Genomic DNA, 18,121 nt, shown 5'->3' on the forward strand with positions numbered 1-18,121 from the left:
CAGCACCGACTGCAGGCCGCTTAAACTCTAACCCCTGATGAGCCAGAGCCTCCCTTCTCGAAATACCTGATCAGTCTCAAATTATCTGACGACGGACAGATGATACCGAGGGCGCCGTAGGCAAAGTAGATTATCAGCAGCGGCAGGTAAGTGCGGCGCAAGCCGAGGATAGGTCGCATGAGGCTGGGCAACCGCCTCTTAGCAGCCGCGACGATCATTTCACGCCGTATTTCTCGCGGCTGCGGCCCGTCCAAGAGTTGTCTCATAAGATGAGTTCCTTGACGCGAATCAAATGCTCTCGCGGATAAGAATGTTGTGGAAAGACGCCGTCGCTATCTGCCGGTCGGCACCGCTTGGCGGCTCTCGGCGCCGCGGAACGGATACAATTTGCGTCGGTATTCGACGTCTTGCCCCGGACTATGGCATACTTGAGCGGCTACCTTCTATGAGGCAGCCTGGCTGGACTGGGCAAGGAGAACGTTGAATGTCTGTCCAGCCTTTGGCGACTCAGGAGGCGTCGCAGCGCCTTGTTCGCTCACTCACGTTGGCACACGCGGTACTTTATGGGCTTGGCGTAACCATCGGCGCCGGCATCTACGTCCTCGTCGGTCTTGCCGCGGAGCGCAGCGGCATGCAAGCGCCGCTTGCCTTCATGGGTGCGGCACTCGTCATGGCTTTCAGTGCGGCATCGTTTGCCGAATTGGGAACGCGTATGCCGGTGAGTGCCAGCGAGGCGGCCTACGTGCAGGCAGCGTTCCGGCTTGATTGGCTCAGTCTCGGCGTCGGGCTTCTCGTGGTCGCGACGGCGATAGTCTCAGCCGCAACGATCAGCGTCGGTAGCGCGGGCTATGTTGCGGTTTTTCTGCCCATCCCCGCGCCGTGGATAATTTCCGGGGTAGTACTTGCGATGGGGGTCGTGGCATATCTCGCAACGGTTCAGTCGATCACGTTCGCCGCGATCATGACGCTCGTCGAAGTGGGCGGTCTCGTGCTGATCATTATTGCCGGCCTCACTCACGGAACCGACGTTGTCACACGCCTTCCTGAAATCTGGCCTTCTTCCGCTGATTCGACGGCTTGGATCGGAATAGCCGGAACGGCGCTTATCGCAGTCTTTGCTTTCATCGGCTTCGAACATCTGGTCAACGTTGCCGAAGAGATCAAGGAACCAAGCCGAACCCTGCCCCGCGCGCTGTTCCTGACCCTCGGTTTGACCGCGCTAATCTACGCGCTTGTGGTGTGGATAAACTCACCGACGATTTGCGGGTGCTTGTAAGGGTCATCGCGCTGCAAAATGACGCTTTGGCGAGGAAGATCACCGAATACAGCAATAACCAAAACGCTATCAAACCTAGGGACTTGCGTTCGAACCACGCTGTAATGACTCGCCTGCAGTCGGAGATGAATCAGAAATCAAACGAGTTCTTCTTCGAGATCAAGCGCGGTGAGGTGGCCCCGGCAAATCGGATAACCATCAGCAATGAGGCGGCTGGACGGGCTATGTTGGCGATTGACCTTCTTGAACCGTGGTCATGCCACCAGATCTACAAGGTTTTCGACGACAAATACGCCGATATTTTTGGTCGCAAAGAAGTGGACGCGGCCAGGGTCATCTTCATTATGCGAATCATGTGGCTAATTGAGAAGAAACTGGACGGCATTGAAGTTAGGCCATTGGCCCATTACGCGCTCACGAAGTATTTCCTCGCCTCGTTACTCTCGAAAATACTTCGTAGCTCTGAGGGGCCCCGGGATGTTATGCGGGATCCGAGCACGCTCCCTCAAGAACGGGAAACGGAGTTCCTAAGAAAGTGCGCCGACATCGTAGGTACGCTGGTTATCGATCTGAACTACGAGGTCCAAGAAAAAGGTCCAGCGTTTGATTACAAGGCTGACTTGAAAAGCCCCAAGCAGGTGGAAGAGCTCTCGTCTCTTCTGCTCAAGTCCTATGAAAAGGACGTCGCCCGTGGCAAGGCCGAGAGCTTTGCTGGCTGGTAATGGGGGAGCGTTTTCAGGCGCGCCCTTCTTCAAAAATGTAGGTTGAGCCTTAGAAGCAGACTGTCCGCAACCCACCTCCAGTCCGAACTCACAGCGCAATGGTGCCGGCGCGCGAAACGGTCAAAATCAGCTCGTCAACGCTACTGCACGCAAGATGAACGAACGACAGGTTCCAGGCTAGCCCTCGCCCAAGCTGAACGACCGAGTTGGGGCGCAAAGCTGTCATTCACCGCCGCGTGCTAAAAAGCCCCCGTTGGGTCAGAAGCAGACGTTCGTAGACCGTTATTCGTGATTGCGCAGCTTGCGCACCGAGACATGGCTCAACGATATCAAAACGTCGCTGCCGCCTAAGGAAAGCTGGCCTTGATTTCTAACCGCGACTATTCCGGAATTTGAGCAACTTTCTTGCTCAGAAATGACTGGCCTTCGTGTCTGATCGGAGCATTGCTGTAGCGACCGGGGCGGTTTGAACGCGCGCTTCAGGATCCTGCCCTGCCGGTTGTTCGCCCGAGCGGGGCTGAGGTGGTGCGACGATAACGTCGTCCAACTTCAGAGGATTCAATGACCAAACGAAAGTCAAAGGCCAAGGTTGCCGCTCGCCCGACATCGAGAGTGACCAAGAATCCAAAGTCGCGCACGCGACCAGCACCTTCCTCCTCGAAGCTAGCAGCACAACCCGAGACTAAGCACGCCCGAATCATTGCGGCGCTGCGAACACCTGCAGGCACAACGATCGCCGAAATCATGGCGGCAACGGAATGGCAGCAACATTCGGTGCGTGGGTTTCTTGCCGGCGTCGTTCGCAAAAAGCTCGGTTTAAATCTTGTTTCGGAGCAGACGGACAGGGGCCGCGCCTATCGCATCAGGCAGGCGGCCTGATGCGATGCGACGGAAGCATCGCAACAGTGGTGCCACGAGCAAGATTTCCCTTGAGGATGAGATCGCGCATTTGCGCGGTCTCGATCTCAACGGATTGCGCGCGCGATGGCAAAGCGTGTTTCAGAAGTCGGCACCCGCGCATCTGCCGCGGCACCTGCTGTTTGCAATTCTTGCCTACCAGCTCCAGGCCGAGCGTTTCGGTGATCTCGATCATGAGACCAGGCAGATGCTTGATCGAACAGCTGCGAACGAGACCGGCGCAGCAATCTCCATCCGGCTGATGAACCTTGATCAGAAGCGGACCGAACTGACGCCCGGAACGGTTCTGGTCCGGGAGTGGGATCGCCGATCGCAGCGCGTTATGGTGATGGCCGATGGCTTTGCCTGGAACGGTCAGACCTACGACAGTCTGTCCAAGGTCGCCTTCGCCATTACCGGCACCAAATGGAACGGTCCGCGCTTCTTTGGCTTAAGGGACAAGAAACCGAAGGATGAGGCATCGATCGCGGAGGCGCGATCATGACCGCTGCTTCGACCAAAGCGGTCCGCTGCGCCATCTATACCCGGGTCTCGACTGAGAACGGGCTGGACCAAGAGTTCAATTCGCTGGACGCGCAATACGATGCGGCGTCAGCGTATATCAAGAGTCAGGCACATGCCGGCTGGACCCAAATCCGGTCACGTTATGACGACGGCGGTTACTCCGGGGGCTCGACCGACCGCCCCGACCTGCAACGGCTGCTGAACGACATCCGGGTCCGGAAGATCGATGTCATCGTCGTCTACAAGGTTGATCGGCTGACGAGATCATTGGCGGACTTCGCCAAGCTGGTCGAGCTGTTCGACGCCCATGGCGTTTCCTTTGTCTCGGTCACCCAGCAGTTCAATACCACGACCTCGATGGGACGGTTAACGCTCAATGTGCTGCTTTCCTTTGCTCAGTTCGAGCGGGAAGTCACTTCCGAGCGCATTCGCGACAAGATCGCGGCCTCCAAACGCAAGGGCCTCTGGGTCGGGGGTCCGTTGCCCCTCGGCTATGACCTCAAGGATGGCAAGATCGTCGTAATCGAAGAGGAAGCTGAGCAGGTCCGACTGATCTTCAACCGCTATCTCGATCTCTCTGGGGTCAATGCGCTGGCCCGAGATCTCAAGGCGAAGGACATGCGGACCAAGACGAAGTTACTCGCAACCGGCGCAATTAGAGGCGGCATCCCGTTTGGTCGCGGGACTCTGTTCTATCTGTTGCGTAATCGGTTCTACATTGGCGAAGTCAAATACAAGGGCGACATCCTGCCGGGAGAACAGCCTGCGATCATGGATCGCGCGTTGTTCGATGCGGTTCAGCAAAAGCTGACCGATCATTGGTCCACGCGCTCTAAAATCCGCAACGCCAGTGATCATCTGTTGACGGGATTGCTGTTCGATGAGGTCGGCCATCGCATGGTGCCGACCCACGCCACCAAGGCCGGTATCCGCTACCGGTACTACGTCTCGCTGCCGCATCTTCACGGGGTGTCGAAAACCGCATCCGTCGGCTCGGTCTCTCGCGTTCCGGCAGCGGACATTGAAGACATCATCGTCAAATCAATCAGCGAGCATCTGATGGCTCAAAAAGGAAAGCCAAGCTCCGCCATCACGCCAGCAGTAGATCGCAGCATCATCCTGGAGCATGTCGCGCGCATCGCCGTGCATAAAGATCGACTACTCATCCAGGTAAAATCAAACGAAGAGGAGGCGAACGCGAACGATGGTCACGTGATCTCGATCCCTTGGCACAAGCCTCCGTCCAAAAGATCTCGGCAGATTCTGCTGCCGCACGGCGCATCTCGCGCTGCCGTGCGTCCGGAACGCGCCGAACGTCGCGCGCGCCTTGTCGCCGCGATCGCTCGGGGTCGACGCTGGCTAGACGAGATTGTCTCTGGCTTGGTCACTGACGTCGAAGAAATCGCTGCTCGCGAGAACTGCAGTTCGCGTCAGGTCAACATGACCATCTCCCTGGCCTTTCTTGCGCCAGACCTTGTTCGCGCCGCCGTCGAAGGACGCCTCCCCCGCGGCATCGGCGTGGAACGGCTTCGCGATGCTCCGCCAGAATGGAGCCGCCAGTTCGAAGCCCTCGGATTGAACCCACAATAGTCCCCAGCCTCGGCACCCGCCGTTGACCAATCTGACGTCTCAAATTCCGACTGCTGGCCCGAACTCGGTCGTTTGCCCGCGGGGCGCCGGGAACGGAATTTTTGGATGCAGAGACGGGCGGGGAAAAATGGCCTTGTCGCCCCAGAGACCCCAACAGAGACCCGCGCGGAATCAAAAAAGCCCCCATTCCGGGGCACAAACGCGAGAGTTTTCAAAATGATAGGGTCAGCAAGATAGGGTGGTGGGCGCGACAGGGATCGAACCTGTGACCCCTACCATGTCAAGGTAGTGCTCTCCCGCTGAGCTACGCGCCCGGTCAACCAGTCGTATCGGGAAGCGTCCCTATATCGGCTCAAACGAGCCCAGGCAAGGACGCTGAACGCCTGTTTTATGCTGGCCCGCCCGCTCAGGCGGCCAGCATTTTGTTCACTTCGCTGACCAATTCCCGCAAATGGACCGGCTTGGACAGCACCTTGGCGTTTTTCGGCGCTTCCGAGTCGGAATTCAGCGCCACCGCGGCGAACCCGGTGATGAACATGATCTTGATATCGGGGTCCAGTTCCGAGGCCCGGCGAGCGAGTTCGATCCCGTCCATTTCCGGCATCACGATGTCGGTTAGAAGCATTTCAAACGGTTCCTCGCGCAACCTCTGATAGGCTGAAAGGCCGTTGTCATAGGACGACACCTCAAAACCGGCGTTTTCCAGCGCCTTGACCAGAAAGCGGCGCATGTCGTTGTCGTCTTCGGCGAGCAGAATTTTATGTTGCATGGCAGACGGTCATCAAATCCGGTTCTGAGGAAGCAATTGACTCAAGTTGTGCCAGAGATCTGGTAAATTTGGGGTGAAAGCCGGGTTCTTATTGGCACGCCGGGGAGATTGAATAACAATGATATCTTCGCGAGCGGCGGCCCTTTTCTCGCCGGAAGATGTTGCCACAACGAGACGGGCCCGAAGGTAAAGAGACACGATGGCTGATTTTGACGACGAATTGTCTCCGCCTTTCGAGATTGTTGAGCCGGCGGTCTGGCGCGCGCCGATCATCTTCAATTCCCCCCATTCCGGCTCGGTCTACCCGCGCGAATTCCTCAGCGCTTCGCGAATCGACATCGCGGCGCTGCAGCGGTCCGAAGATTCCTTCATGGACGAGATGATCGCGCACCTTGCCGCACGCGGCTTTCCGGTGGTGCGAGTCAACTTCCCGCGCTCCTATGTCGACGTCAACCGCGAGCCCTACGAGCTTGATCCGCGCATGTTCAATGGCCGGCTGCCGAGCTTCGCCAATACCCGCTCGATGCGGGTCGCCGGTGGCCTCGGCACGATTCCGCGCGTGGTCGGCGACGGCCAGGAGATCTATCGCGAGCGCCTCGATGTCGAGGATGCGTTGAGGCGGATCGACACCCTGTACAAGCCTTATCACCGCGCCCTGCGCCGCCTGATCGGCAAGGCACACCAGGCATTCGGCTCGGTCGTGCTGGTCGACTGCCATTCGATGCCGTCGGTCGGCGTCTCGCGCGACGAACCGAGACGCCCTGATGTCGTGATCGGCGATCGCTACGGCACGAGTTGCGCGACGGTGCTGCCCGACGTGGTCGAAGAAACGTTCGCCAATCTTGGCTATTCGATCGGCCGCAACAAACCTTATGCCGGCGGCTTCATCACCGAACATTACGGTAACCCGGCCAGCGGGCTGCACACCATCCAGATCGAACTCAATCGCGCGATCTATATGGACGAGCGGCGGCGCGCACGCAGTGAGCGGTTCGAAAAGGTATCGGCCGATTTCGCTGTATTGGCGGAGGTGCTGATAGCTGTCCCGCTGGAGAACTTCGGTCCCTTCCAGGCCGCGGCGGAATAATCCGCGCGTATCGCAATGATCCTTTCATCGCGAGCCATGCGTGCGATTGCTTCGCGCGTGGTGCACTGCGGATGATGCGGACAAGAAAAAAGGGCCACTTGCGTTGGCAAGTGGCCCAAGTCTAGGGAGGAAACGCCCAAGGAGGGCAGCAACAGCGCAAAGCGCTATCGCACCGCAACAATATGCAGCCGCAACGCACCAAAGGCAAGGAATATCGGTGTTTTTGCCATGCATCAAACGCATGGCCGATTTGGCGGGCAACTGCGACACGGCCTTAAAATACCGCTGATGAAACAATAGCTTGATTGCGATCCAAGGTCGTCTGGATACCACAGAATCGCATTGCCAATCGCGAAAGAATGAATTTCAAATTCATATCTTTCATATTTTCAGCAATTCGAGACTCTCAAAGGATGATTCTACTGGTCAAGAAATGAACGCAATTCCCGATCCGCCCGCCGCGGATGTGCAGGCTGCAAACACCATGGATTGCCCGCCGCTTCGTATTCTTATACGGCCATTGAGAACAGCCGGCCGCTCTGCTTTCCGCGCTGACAAGGAGACGCCGTGACGGTCATCGATTTCACAGCCTTCATTGGACGTCTGGCGACCGCGGCGGGCGAGACCATCCTGCCGTTCTTCCGCACCTCGCTGAGCGTCGAGAACAAGAATGCCAGCCACGACCTCGACCCTGTGACCGAAGCCGACCGCGCCGCCGAGGCGGTGATGCGGCGAATGATCAAGCAGAACTTTCCCCAGCACGGTATCGTTGGTGAGGAGTTCGGCTCCGAACGCGAAGACGCCGAGTATGTCTGGGTGCTCGATCCGATCGACGGCACCAAATCCTTCATCGCCGGGATGCCGATCTGGGGCACGCTGATCGCGCTGATGCACAACGGCGCACCGGTGTTCGGCATGATGCACCAGCCCTATATCGGCGAGCGCTTTTCGGGCGACAACGGCTCCGCCACCTATCAGGGCGCGTCGGGCAAACGGAAACTGTCGGTGCGGCGCTGCGCGGCGCTGGCGGACGCAACGCTGTTCACCACCAGCCCGAAACTGATGAAGCCCGATGATCGCGCTATCTTCGAGCGCGTCGAGGACAAGGTGCGGCTGTCGCGCTATGGCGGCGACTGTTACGCCTATTGCATGCTGGCGGCCGGGCATCTCGACCTGATCATCGAGACTGAGCTGAAGCCTTACGACATCGCCGCTCTGGTGCCGATCATCGCCGGCGCCGGCGGCATCGTCACCACCTGGGACGGCAAACCGGCGCAACACGGCGGACGCATCGTCGCCGCCGGCGACAGGCGCACCCATGAGGCGGCGCTGAAAATTCTGGCGGGCTAAGCGGCCCCTCAAATCATCGCATTTGCTTTCAGATGCTCGACCAGTTGCCGGACCGGGCGCGGCAAGGCGTCATGCTTGCCGATGCAAATCGCCAGCCGGCGGGTGGCCCAGGCATCGCCGATCCGCACCGTCCTGATCTTCATCGAGCGGAGGCAACGCAGCGCGGCGGCTTCCGGAATCACCGCGACCCCGACGCCCTCCTCCACCATCTGGCAGATCGCATCGAAATTCCGCAGCCGCGCGCGCATTTGCAGCCGCACTCCGAGCCGCGCCGCATGAGCCGCGATATGGATCTGCAATGCGCTATCATCGGACAGGCCGACGAACTCGCGGTGCGCCACATCGCGAAACGCGACCTGCCGGGCGCGGGCAAGTTCGTCGCGCGGCGGCGTCACCAGCACCAGGTGATCTTCGCAAAACGGAAAATGCGCGAGACTGTCGGGAAGCGCCGCCTCGATCGCGATGCCGATGTCAGCGAGACCGGAGGCGAGCGCCTCGGCAATCACGGAGCTTTCCCGCTCCTCGACATCGACGCTGATATCGGGATGCTTGCCGAGGAAGGCCGCGAGTGCCTTCGGCAGATGCTCGGCTGCTCCCGAGGTATTGGCCAGCATATGGATGCGCGCTTTCAGTCCGCGCGCGTAAACGGCGAGTTCGCCCTGCATCGTCGCCAGTTGATGGAGCACGATACGGGCATGATCGAGCAACGTGTCGCCCGCCGCCGTCAGGGTCACGCCGCGACGGCCGCGGTTGAGTAGCGATACGCCGGCCACCTCCTCCAGCCGCCGGATCCGCTCGCTCACCGACGCCAGCGCCAGGTTCGACCGTGCCGCGCCGCCGGTGATGCTCCGCGCATCGGCCACCGCGACAAACACCTGCAAATCGATCAGATCGAACCGCACCGGCACTGTTCCTCGCTTCGTAAAATCCGAAGGCTATCTCCGTAACCTCCAGATTGTGCCCGGAGGCCCGCTCGGTCAATGTGCGCCGATGCTCGAACCGATTCTCTTCATTATCGCCGCCGTCTTTCTGCTCGCCGGCTTCGTCAAAGGCACCATCGGCATGGGCCTGCCGACGGTCGCGATGGGCCTGCTCGCGACCCGTATGGCGCCCGCTCATGCGCTGGCGATCGTGATCCTGCCCTCGGTCATCACCAACCTCTACCAGACGTTTGCCGGTCCCTATCTGCGCGACATCCTGCGCCGGCTGTGGCCGCTGCTGATCGGCACCTGCCTCGGCATCTGGTCCGCAAGCGGCCTGATGACCGGGCCTTATGCCCCTTACACCACCATCGTTCTCGGCCTGCTGCTGGTGATCTATGCGATCGTCGGCCTGTCCAGGACCCACTTCAGCGTCGCACGCCGCAACGAGACTTGGCTCGGCGGCATTGTCGGCCTGCTGACCGGAGTGGTCGCCGCCGCGACCGGTGTGCAAACCATTCCCTCGATGCCCTTCCTGCAGGCGATCGGCATGGAGAAAGACGAACTGATCCAGGCGCTCGGCGTGTTCTTCACCACCGGGACGGTGATGCTGGCCTACAATCTGAACGGCGCCGGACTGATGAACATGTCGATCGCCATCCCGACCACGATCGCGATGATCGCCGCGTTTGCCGGCATGTATCTCGGCCAGTTGGTGCGCTCGCGCATGGACGCCGAATCCTTCCGGCGCTGGTTCCTGATCGCGATGATGGTGCTGGGCATTTATCTCGCCGGCGAGATGCTGGTGAGGCTGTACGGGTAACCGCTAAACGTTCACCCGAACGCGGGCGTACCGGGCACGAAGGCATCGAACGCCGCCCAGAACTGCGCGCGATAACGGTCCTGCTCCTGCAGGATTTCGTGCCGCGCGCCGGCGATCACCAGATGCGAACCGGCGCGCAGATGGTAGGCGAACTCCTCGATCGCCGGCGTCGAGACGATGGTGTCGGCGCTGGCCGCGATCATCAGGATCGGCTGGCGGATTTTTGCCGGGTAGTCCGAGGCGCGAAAGCCGACCATGGTTTTGAATGCGCTGTCGGCCCACGCCACCGTCGGCGACGCGAGGCCGAGCGAGGGGTCCTCCTCGAGGATGGCGGCATTGCGCGCGTAGCGGACCGGATCGGAGGTCAGGGGATTGCCGTCGAACGGCGCGGTTCCCGTGAGTTCGCCGCTGCCGCCCGGCACGTAGTTGCCGCCCATGCCGGCATAGCGCAGCACCCGGACCAGAATACGCGTCGGCAGTTTGGTGGCGTAGCCCGGCAGATCGATCATCGGCGCCGACAGCACGACGCGGTCGAACCAGCGCTTGCCGGAGCGCGCGATGCGCAGCATCACCGCGCCGCCCATCGAATGGGCCAGCGCGTAATACGGCGGCGGGCAATCCGGCATCACGATCTGCTCGACGAAGGCGGCGACGTCTTTCTCGAAATCCGCGAAATCGCGGACGTAGCCCTTGCGGGGATCGCTCAAACGACGCGACGAATGGCCCTGCCCGCGCCAGTCGATCATCGCCACCGCGAAGCCGCGGTCGCGCAGGTCTCGCACCGTCTCGAAATATTTCTCGATCGATTCTCCGCGCCCGGTGAATACGCACACCGTGCCCTTGCGCCCCGTAGGCGGCGCCCAGCGCGCGAAGCGCAGGTCGGCCCCGTCGCGGGTCTTGATCGTGCCCGAGACGACGTCGTCAGGCACCGGATTTGCGGGAATGGAAACGAGGGTCATGGAAACCGCGATAGTTGCCGACAGATTAAATCAATCGATTTTCGTCATGCCCGGCCTTGCGCCGGGTATCCACGCCTTTCTTCAACGGCGCTGGATTCAACAAGCCAAGACGTGGATGGCCGGGTCAAGCCCGGCCATGACGAATTTTCCGCTTAGCGAAGAAAACAGAACCTCTTGAAGCCGACGGTACGGCTCCCATATCAGTTTCGTGCAGGCCAGTTAAGGCTGCACGCAGAACGAAAACCCGGCCAGATCCGGCGGGTTGTCTGCTCTTTGTAAAGAGTAGCGCGTTTTCTGCCGACGATGCGGTTTGCCGCAGCGGGAAACGTGCTGGTCGCTCAACAGGAGGACTAAGCCATGCGTACTTTCGATCTCACCCCGTTCTATCGCTCCACCGTCGGTTTCGACCGGCTGTTTTCGCTGCTGGACCAGGCTCCCGGCGAGAGCGCGACGGGCTATCCGCCCTACAACATCGAGCGCACGGGCGAGAACGCTTTCCGTATCAGCGTCGCGGTTTCGGGATTCTCGCAGAACGAGATCTCGATCGTCGCCAAGGAAAACACCCTCACCATCAAGGGCGAGAAAGTCGCCAATGAGAACAGCGCCGGGAAATCCGAGGTTCTCTATCGCGGCATCGCCTCGCGCGCGTTCGAGCGTCAGTTCCAGCTTGCCGATTTCGTGCAGGTGAAGAGCGCCTCGCTTGAGAACGGTCTGCTTCACGTCGATCTCGTCCGCGAGATTCCGGAAGCCAAGAAGCCGCGCAACATCCCGATCGGCACCAGTGCGCCGGCGCTTCAAAATCAGGTTGAGAAAGCCGCGGCCTGATCCGCGTCACTCGATCGAAACACTTCTCCCAAGACTTAGCGCCCCGGTTTCCGGGGCGCTTTTTTTCCAACGCTTCGCCTTCACATCTCCCCGTTTACGGGGAGAGGTCGGCGAGCATCGCGAGCCGGGTGAGGGGCAAAGCACAGCGATGGCCACAGGCCCCTCACCCAGCCCTCGCCCCAGCGGGACAGGGCGCAGGCCACCACTGTGCCCGCCTAAGCGAGATGCCCGGCACAAGGCCGGGCATGACAACAAAAACGATTTCCTCTTTAGCCCACTCAATAGCCTACTCAATCCAGCGGCTGCACCGGCGGCATGTCCTGCGTCGGCTTGAGTTCGACAGTCGCAGGTCTGGAGACAGCAGACGTCACGTCAGCCGGTTTCACCGATCCCTGCGCCGCACCGACGGTTTTCGATTCAACCGCTGCGGACGTTTGCGTCGGCGCCGTCTCGGCAGGCTTCGTCACCGTCGCGCTTCCGGCCGCGGTGGTCTCGGGCACGGTGCGATCGATGGCCGGCTTGCCGGCAATCTCCTTGTCCGGCGTTGCCTGATCGACCGGCGGCTTGTCGACCACCTTTGTCGCGGCGGGTTTCGCGGCATGGCGCGGACGCGGCAGCGGCACTGCGGATGGCGGACGGCTCGCAAGACGCGGCATCGCGCCACGCCACGCGCCATGGGGTACGCCGGCCGGCGGGCGCGGCGCATAACGCAAGTCCTCGATCGGCTGCCCGAAACGCCCGTAACGCACCCCGATCTCATGGCTCATTCGCGGGCCCATCGCATAGGCCGGGACGAAGCGCATGAACCGCCCGGTGCGGGCATCGACCACGGCACGGCCATCCTCGCCATTCGGATCGAGCACTGAAACCGAATAGACCCAGCCACGCCGACGCAGCGCACCGGTCGGCTCGAAGCCCCGTTCACGGACCACCGCCAATACTTCGCGCGGCGGCAGCACCGCCACATCAACCGGCGGCGGGCGGCGAACCGGAACCGGATAGCTCTCCTCCTCGCGGTAAACCACGGCGGGCGGGGGATCGGCGTAGATTTCCTCTTCGTAGGCAGGCCCGACGATCTCGTCGGCGGCGATCGCGACCTGCGCCTGAACGGCCACTCCCGCGAACAGCCCGGCCGCAGCGAGCCCAGTTCTCCACACCCATTTCGTGCCAAACAGCGTCATCGCATTCTGCTCCTGTAACGCCCGCAACCGTCCATCGCGGGCGCGTCCGGCCCCCGTCGCAACGTCGTTTCCGAATTCGGCGGAGCTTGGGCCGCTTGGCGGCGATTTGGCCGCAATCGGCGCGTTGAATTAGGGCATTGGTCCATGCTTGGGAGCTCATCGTGCCGGGGACTCTCACGCGCTTGTGTGATAGAAAAAAGTTTGGCAATCTGCGGGATAGGACAGTAATATTGTCCCAATTTTCCCGGGGAAACCAGGTACGGCATCTGGACGCTGGGCACTCGCAGGCTGTTGGCTGGCCGGAAATGGCAGCTACGAGGCTGCATCTTCTAAATGAGGCTCGTCTTTGGCGAGGGGTTCCCAGGCAGGCGATAGCCTGAGCGGACCGCGACCGCCCAAGGTGTGCCAAAAAGGCCCGATGAGGCCTTTTTCTGGGTTCGAGGGACAATTTTGATGAGCGAGTCAGATCTGGAGCGCGAGAAATTCGATGGGCATGGGCTGGTTTCAGCCCACGAACACACGTGGCGTCCGCCAGCCGAAGGCCTTTATGACTTGTCGCTCGAAAAAGACTCTTGCGGCGTCGGCTTCATCGCCGACATCAAGGGCCGCAAGTCGCATCAGATCGTCTCCGATGCGCTGAAAATCCTCTGCAATCTCGAACATCGTGGCGCCGTCGGCGCCGATCCCCGCGCCGGCGACGGTGCCGGCATCCTCGTGCAGATTCCGCACGCATTTTTTTCGCGTCAGGCCAAGGGTCTTGGCTTCACGCTGCCGAAGCCCGGCGAGTACGCTGTCGGCGCGCTGTTCATGCCGCGCGACACCGCCTGGCGGAAGGTGATCAAGAGCATCATCGCCGACCAGATCAAGGCCGAGGGCCTGAAGCTGCTCGGCTGGCGCGACGTGCCGACCGACAACTCCTCGCTCGGCGAAACCGTCAAGCCGACCGAACCCACCATCATGCAGGTGTTCATCGGCCGCGGCAGCGCGATCAAGACCGAAGACGATTTCGAGCGGAAGCTCTACATCCTGCGCAAGTCGATCTCGAACGCGATCTACCTGCGCCGCGAACGCGGCCTGTCCGGCTATTATCCGGTGTCGCTGTCGTGCCGCACCATCGTCTACAAGGGCATGTTCCTCGCCGACCAGCTCGGCAAGTATTATCCCGATCTCAGCGAAGACGATTTCTCGAGCGCGCTGGCGCTGGTGCATCAGCGTTTCTCGACCAACACCTTCCCGACCTGGTCGCTGGCGCATCCCTACCGGATGCTCGCCCACAACGGCGAAATCAACACGCTGCGCGGCAACGTCAACTGGATGGCGGCGCGTCAGGCCTCGGTGCAGTCCGAACTGTTCGGCAAGGACATCAGCCGGCTATGGCCGATTTCCTACGAAGGCCAGTCGGACACCGCCTGCTTCGACAACGCGCTCGAATTCCTGGTGCAGGGCGGCTACTCGCTCGCGCATGCGATGATGATGCTTGTCCCGGAAGCGTGGGCCGGCAATCCGCTGATGGATGAAGAACGCCGCTCGTTCTACGAATATCACGCCGCCCTGATGGAGCCGTGGGACGGCCCCGCCGCGCTGGCGTTCACCGACGGCCGCCAGATCGGCGCGACGCTCGACCGCAACGGCCTGCGTCCGGCGCGCTATCTCGTCACCAAGGATGATCGCATCCTGATGGCGTCCGAGATGGGCGTGCTCGAAATTCCCGAAGACCAGATCATCACCAAGTGGCGCCTGCAACCGGGCAAGATGCTGCTGGTCGATCTCGAACAGGGCCGCCTCATTCCCGACGACGAGATCAAGGCGGAGCTCGCCAAGAGCAATCCCTATCGCGAATGGCTCCACAACACCCAGATCGTCCTCGAGGAGATGAAGGACGCGACCGCCAAGAGCGCGCGTTCGAATCTCTCGCTGCTCGATCGCCAGCAGGCGTTCGGCTACACCCAGGAAGACCTCACCATCCTGATGACGCCGATGGCGTCCACCGGCGAGGAAGCGATGGGCTCGATGGGCACCGACACGCCGCTGTCGGCGCTGTCGGACAAGCCGAAGCCGCTGTTCACCTACTTCAAGCAGAACTTTGCGCAGGTCACCAACCCGCCGATCGATCCGATCCGCGAGGAACTGGTGATGAGCCTAGTGTCGATCATCGGCCCGCGCCCGAACCTGTTCGATCTCGAAGGCCTGTCGAAGACCAAGCGCCTCGAAGTCCGCCAGCCGATCCTGACCGATGGCGACCTCGAGAAGATCCGTTCGATCTCCGACGTGGCCGACAATCATTTCCGCTCGCGCACCCTCGACACCACCTTCCACGCCGGACTCGGCGCGACAGGCATGGATCAGGTGCTCGACGAGCTGTGCGCGCGTGCTGAAGCCGCGGTGCGCGACGGCGACAACATTATCATCCTATCGGACCGCATGGCCGGCACCGACCGGATTCCGATCCCGTCGCTGCTCGCCTGCGCCGCCGTGCATCATCACCTGATCCGCACCGGCCTGCGCACCTCGGTCGGCCTCGTGGTCGAATCCGGCGAGCCGCGCGAAGTCCATCACTTCGCCTGCCTCGCGGGCTACGGCGCCGAAGCGATCAATCCCTATCTCGCGTTCGAATCCATCATCGCGATGAAGGACAAGCTGCCGACGGCGCTCGACGACAAGGAAATCGTCAAACGTTACATCAAGTCGATCGGCAAGGGCCTGCTCAAGGTGATGTCCAAGATGGGCATCTCGACCTACCAGTCCTATTGCGGCGCTCAGATCTTCGACGCCATCGGCCTGAAGGCCGATTTCGTCGCCAAGTATTTCGCCGGCACCCACACGCGGATCGAAGGCGTCGGCTTGGCCGAGATCGCCGAGGAAGCCGTGCGCCGCCACAACGACGCTTTCGGCGATGCACCGATCTACAAGAATGCGCTCGATGTCGGCGGCGAATATGCCTTCCGCACCCGCGGCGAAGATCATGCGTGGACCGCCGAGTCGGTCGCCAACCTGCAGCACGCCGTGCGCGGCAATTCGCAGGAGCGCTACCGCGCATTCGCCAAGACGCTGAACGAACAGGCCGAACGGCTGCTGACGCTGCGCGGCATGTTCCGCCTGCGCACCGCTGAGGACGAGAAGCGCAAGCCGGTCCCGCTCGATGAAGTCGAGCCGGCCAAGGACATCGTCAAGCGCTTCGCCACCGGCGCGATGTCGTTCGGTTCGATCTCGCGCGAGGCGCACACCACGCTTGCAGTCGCGATGAACCGGATCGGCGGCAAGTCGAACACCGGCGAAGGCGGCGAGGAATCCGATCGCTTCAAGCCGCTGCCGAACGGCGATTCGATGCGCTCGGCGATCAAGCAGGTCGCATCGGGCCGCTTCGGCGTGACGACGGAATACCTCGTCAATTCCGACATGATGCAGATCAAGATGGCGCAGGGCGCGAAGCCCGGCGAAGGCGGCCAGTTGCCCGGCCACAAGGTCGACGCGACCATCGCCAAGGTGCGTCACTCGACTCCGGGCGTCGGCCTGATCTCGCCGCCGCCGCACCACGACATCTATTCGATCGAGGATCTCGCGCAGCTCATCTACGACCTGAAGAACGTCAACCCGGACGGTCAGGTCTCGGTCAAGCTCGTGTCCGAAATCGGCGTCGGCACCGTCGCCGCCGGTGTCGCCAAGGCGCGCGCCGACCACGTGACGATCTCCGGCTTCGAAGGCGGCACCGGCGCTTCGCCGCTGACCTCGATCAAGCATGCGGGCTCGCCGTGGGAAGTCGGCATCGCCGAAACCCACCAGACCCTCGTTCGCGAACGCCTGCGCAGCCGTATCGTCGTTCAGGTCGACGGCGGCTTCCGCACCGGACGCGACGTCGTGATCGGCGCGCTGCTCGGTGCCGACGAGTTCGGCTTCGCCACCGCGCCGCTGATCGCGGCCGGTTGCATCATGATGCGCAAGTGCCACCTCAACACCTGCCCGGTCGGCGTCGCGACGCAGGACCCGGTGCTGCGCAAGCGCTTCGTCGGCCAGCCCGAGCACGTCATCAACTTCTTCTTCTTCGTCGCCGAGGAAGTGCGCGAGATCATGGCCACGCTCGGCTATCGCACCTTCAACGAAATGATCGGCCAGAGCCAGATGCTCGACCAGAGCCGCCTCATCGCGCACTGGAAGGCCAAGGGCCTCGACTTCTCCAAGCTGTTCTTCAAGCAGCAGGCGCAGCCGGGCCAGAAAATCTATCATTCCGAGCCGCAAAATCATCATCTCGAGAAGGTCCTCGACCGTACCCTGATCGCGCAGGCGCAGGCCGCGCTCGACCGCGGCGCGCCGGTCAAGATCGAGGCGAAGATCCACAACACCGACCGCAGCGCCGGCGCGATGCTGTCCGGCGCGGTGGCCAAGACCTACGGCCATACCGGCCTGCCGCTCGACACCATCCATGTCAGCCTCAAGGGCACCGCCGGTCAGGCATTCGGCGCCTGGCTCGCGCGCGGCGTCACCTTCGACCTCGAAGGCGAAGGCAACGACTATGTCGGCAAGGGCCTGTCGGGCGGACGCATCATCGTCCGGCCGCCGGCCAACTCAGGCATCGTGCCTGAGGAATCGATCATCGTCGGCAACACCGTGCTGTACGGCGCCATCGACGGCGAAGCCTATCTGCAGGGCGTCGCCGGCGAGCGGTTCGCGGTGCGCAACTCCGGCGCCATCGCCGTGGTCGAAGGCGCCGGCGATCATTGCTGCGAATACATGACCGGCGGCATCGTCGTCGTGCTCGGCAAGACCGGGCGCAACTTCGCGGCCGGCATGTCCGGCGGCGTCGCCTATGTGCTCGACGAGGACGGCACGTTCTCCAAGCGCTGCAACATGGCGATGGTCGACCTCGAACCGATCCTCTCCGAGGAGATGATCAACGCCGAGGCCTATCACCAGACCGGCGACCTCGAAGCGCATGGCCGCGTCGACGTGTTCGCCAACCTGCTCGGCGAGGATGTCGAACGGCTCCACGTGCTGATCTCGCGTCACGCCAAGCTGACGGGCTCGCGGCGCGCCGTCGACATTCTGGCGAACTGGAAAACCTATCTGCCGAAGTTCCGCAAGGTGATGCCGGTCGAGTACCGCCGCGCGCTGAAGGAACTGAAATCGCAGCTCGCCTCCGAGCCGCAGATCGCCATCGGCGCATAACACAATCGTTGCAGCCGCTCGGGCGGCTGCGGAATTA

At 61.6% G+C, this 18,121-nt stretch carries 16 protein-coding genes and 1 tRNA gene; 12 read left to right on the forward strand and 5 right to left on the reverse strand.

The genetic code is table 11. The annotated features are described in order from the left end of the window. Window positions 1-484 precede the first annotated feature (484 nt). From ASC80_RS15185 to ASC80_RS15205, 5 genes are all read left to right on the forward strand, one after another. Entirely contained in the window at window positions 485-1,276 is a 792-nt protein-coding gene (locus ASC80_RS15185) for an APC family permease (protein WP_244487295.1), read from the forward strand. Next, window positions 1,240-1,998, forward strand: coding sequence for an AIPR family protein (locus ASC80_RS15190; protein ID WP_082512626.1), 759 nt, complete (start codon window positions 1,240-1,242; stop codon window positions 1,996-1,998). Before ASC80_RS15185 ends, ASC80_RS15190 begins: the two co-directional genes overlap by 37 nt. A 561-nt stretch (window positions 1,999-2,559) precedes the next feature. Then, window positions 2,560-2,877, forward strand: a complete 318-nt coding sequence (locus ASC80_RS23195) for a DUF3489 domain-containing protein (RefSeq protein WP_082512627.1) — start codon at window positions 2,560-2,562, stop codon at window positions 2,875-2,877. A 4-nt stretch (window positions 2,878-2,881) separates the two neighbouring features. Continuing rightward, on the forward strand, window positions 2,882-3,400 hold the full coding sequence (locus ASC80_RS15200; protein WP_056299061.1) for a DUF2924 domain-containing protein: 519 nt from the start codon (window positions 2,882-2,884) through the stop codon (window positions 3,398-3,400). Beyond that, window positions 3,397-5,010 carry a recombinase family protein gene (locus ASC80_RS15205; protein WP_056299064.1) on the forward strand — a complete coding sequence of 538 codons (1,614 nt, stop codon included), beginning with the start codon at window positions 3,397-3,399 and terminating at the stop codon, window positions 5,008-5,010. Before ASC80_RS15200 ends, ASC80_RS15205 begins: the two co-directional genes overlap by 4 nt. A gap of 239 nt (window positions 5,011-5,249) precedes the next feature. Here the strand turns inward: ASC80_RS15205 and ASC80_RS15210 are convergent. Together ASC80_RS15210 and cpdR are read right to left on the reverse strand one after the other, a co-directional pair. Continuing rightward, window positions 5,250-5,324: transfer RNA gene (locus ASC80_RS15210), tRNA-Val, on the reverse strand. A gap of 92 nt (window positions 5,325-5,416) precedes the next feature. Continuing rightward, window positions 5,417-5,779, reverse strand: coding sequence for a cell cycle two-component system response regulator CpdR (gene cpdR, locus ASC80_RS15215; RefSeq protein ID WP_056299065.1), 363 nt, complete (start codon window positions 5,777-5,779; stop codon window positions 5,417-5,419). Window positions 5,780-5,978: 199 nt separating this feature from the next. Between cpdR and ASC80_RS15220 the strand changes: the two genes are divergently transcribed. The 3 genes from ASC80_RS15220 (at window position 5,979) to hisN (ending at window position 8,216) form a co-directional block, all read left to right on the forward strand. Further along, on the forward strand, window positions 5,979-6,866 hold the full coding sequence (locus ASC80_RS15220) for an N-formylglutamate amidohydrolase (RefSeq protein ID WP_056299066.1): 888 nt from the start codon (window positions 5,979-5,981) through the stop codon (window positions 6,864-6,866). 301 nt (window positions 6,867-7,167) lie between these two features. Beyond that, window positions 7,168-7,437: a hypothetical protein gene (locus ASC80_RS24260; protein WP_156464433.1), complete on the forward strand. Its 270-nt coding sequence runs from the start codon at window positions 7,168-7,170 to the stop codon at window positions 7,435-7,437. After that, complete coding sequence (gene hisN / locus ASC80_RS15225) at window positions 7,434-8,216, forward strand: histidinol-phosphatase (protein WP_056299069.1); 783 nt, start codon at window positions 7,434-7,436, stop codon at window positions 8,214-8,216. The genes ASC80_RS24260 and hisN overlap by 4 nt, the downstream gene beginning before the upstream one ends. A gap of 8 nt (window positions 8,217-8,224) precedes the next feature. On the opposite strand, the gene ASC80_RS15230 is transcribed toward hisN, so the two are convergent. Beyond that, window positions 8,225-9,118: a LysR family transcriptional regulator gene (locus tag ASC80_RS15230; protein WP_056300778.1), complete on the reverse strand. Its 894-nt coding sequence runs from the start codon at window positions 9,116-9,118 to the stop codon at window positions 8,225-8,227. A gap of 88 nt (window positions 9,119-9,206) precedes the next feature. Here ASC80_RS15230 and ASC80_RS15235 point away from each other — a divergent pair, with 88 nt between their 5' ends. Then, the gene (locus tag ASC80_RS15235) at window positions 9,207-9,959 is read left to right on the forward strand and encodes a sulfite exporter TauE/SafE family protein (RefSeq protein WP_056299072.1); all 753 of its coding nucleotides are present in this window, start codon (window positions 9,207-9,209) and stop codon (window positions 9,957-9,959) included. Window positions 9,960-9,970: 11 nt separating this feature from the next. Here ASC80_RS15235 and ASC80_RS15240 read toward each other — a convergent pair whose 3' ends face one another. After that, complete coding sequence (locus tag ASC80_RS15240) at window positions 9,971-10,918, reverse strand: alpha/beta fold hydrolase (RefSeq protein ID WP_056299073.1); 948 nt, start codon at window positions 10,916-10,918, stop codon at window positions 9,971-9,973. Between ASC80_RS15240 and ASC80_RS15245 the strand changes: the two genes are divergently transcribed. After that, window positions 10,917-11,096, forward strand: coding sequence for a hypothetical protein (locus ASC80_RS15245; RefSeq protein ID WP_056299076.1), 180 nt, complete (start codon window positions 10,917-10,919; stop codon window positions 11,094-11,096). The two genes, ASC80_RS15240 and ASC80_RS15245, sit on opposite strands and share 2 nt — an antisense overlap. Before the next feature lie 179 nt (window positions 11,097-11,275). Then, entirely contained in the window at window positions 11,276-11,743 is a 468-nt protein-coding gene (locus ASC80_RS15250; RefSeq protein WP_056299079.1) for an Hsp20 family protein, read from the forward strand. Window positions 11,744-12,033: 290 nt separating this feature from the next. On the opposite strand, the gene ASC80_RS15255 is transcribed toward ASC80_RS15250, so the two are convergent. Continuing rightward, window positions 12,034-12,924: a PepSY domain-containing protein gene (locus ASC80_RS15255; RefSeq protein WP_056299083.1), complete on the reverse strand. Its 891-nt coding sequence runs from the start codon at window positions 12,922-12,924 to the stop codon at window positions 12,034-12,036. A gap of 453 nt (window positions 12,925-13,377) precedes the next feature. Between ASC80_RS15255 and gltB the strand changes: the two genes are divergently transcribed. Beyond that, window positions 13,378-18,084, forward strand: a complete 4,707-nt coding sequence (gene gltB, locus ASC80_RS15260; protein ID WP_056299085.1) for a glutamate synthase large subunit — start codon at window positions 13,378-13,380, stop codon at window positions 18,082-18,084. The last annotated feature ends 37 nt before the right edge of the window (window positions 18,085-18,121 follow it).

This window comes from Afipia sp. Root123D2, from assembly GCF_001425835.1.
Taxonomy (GTDB): Bacteria; Pseudomonadota; Alphaproteobacteria; order Rhizobiales; family Xanthobacteraceae; genus Afipia.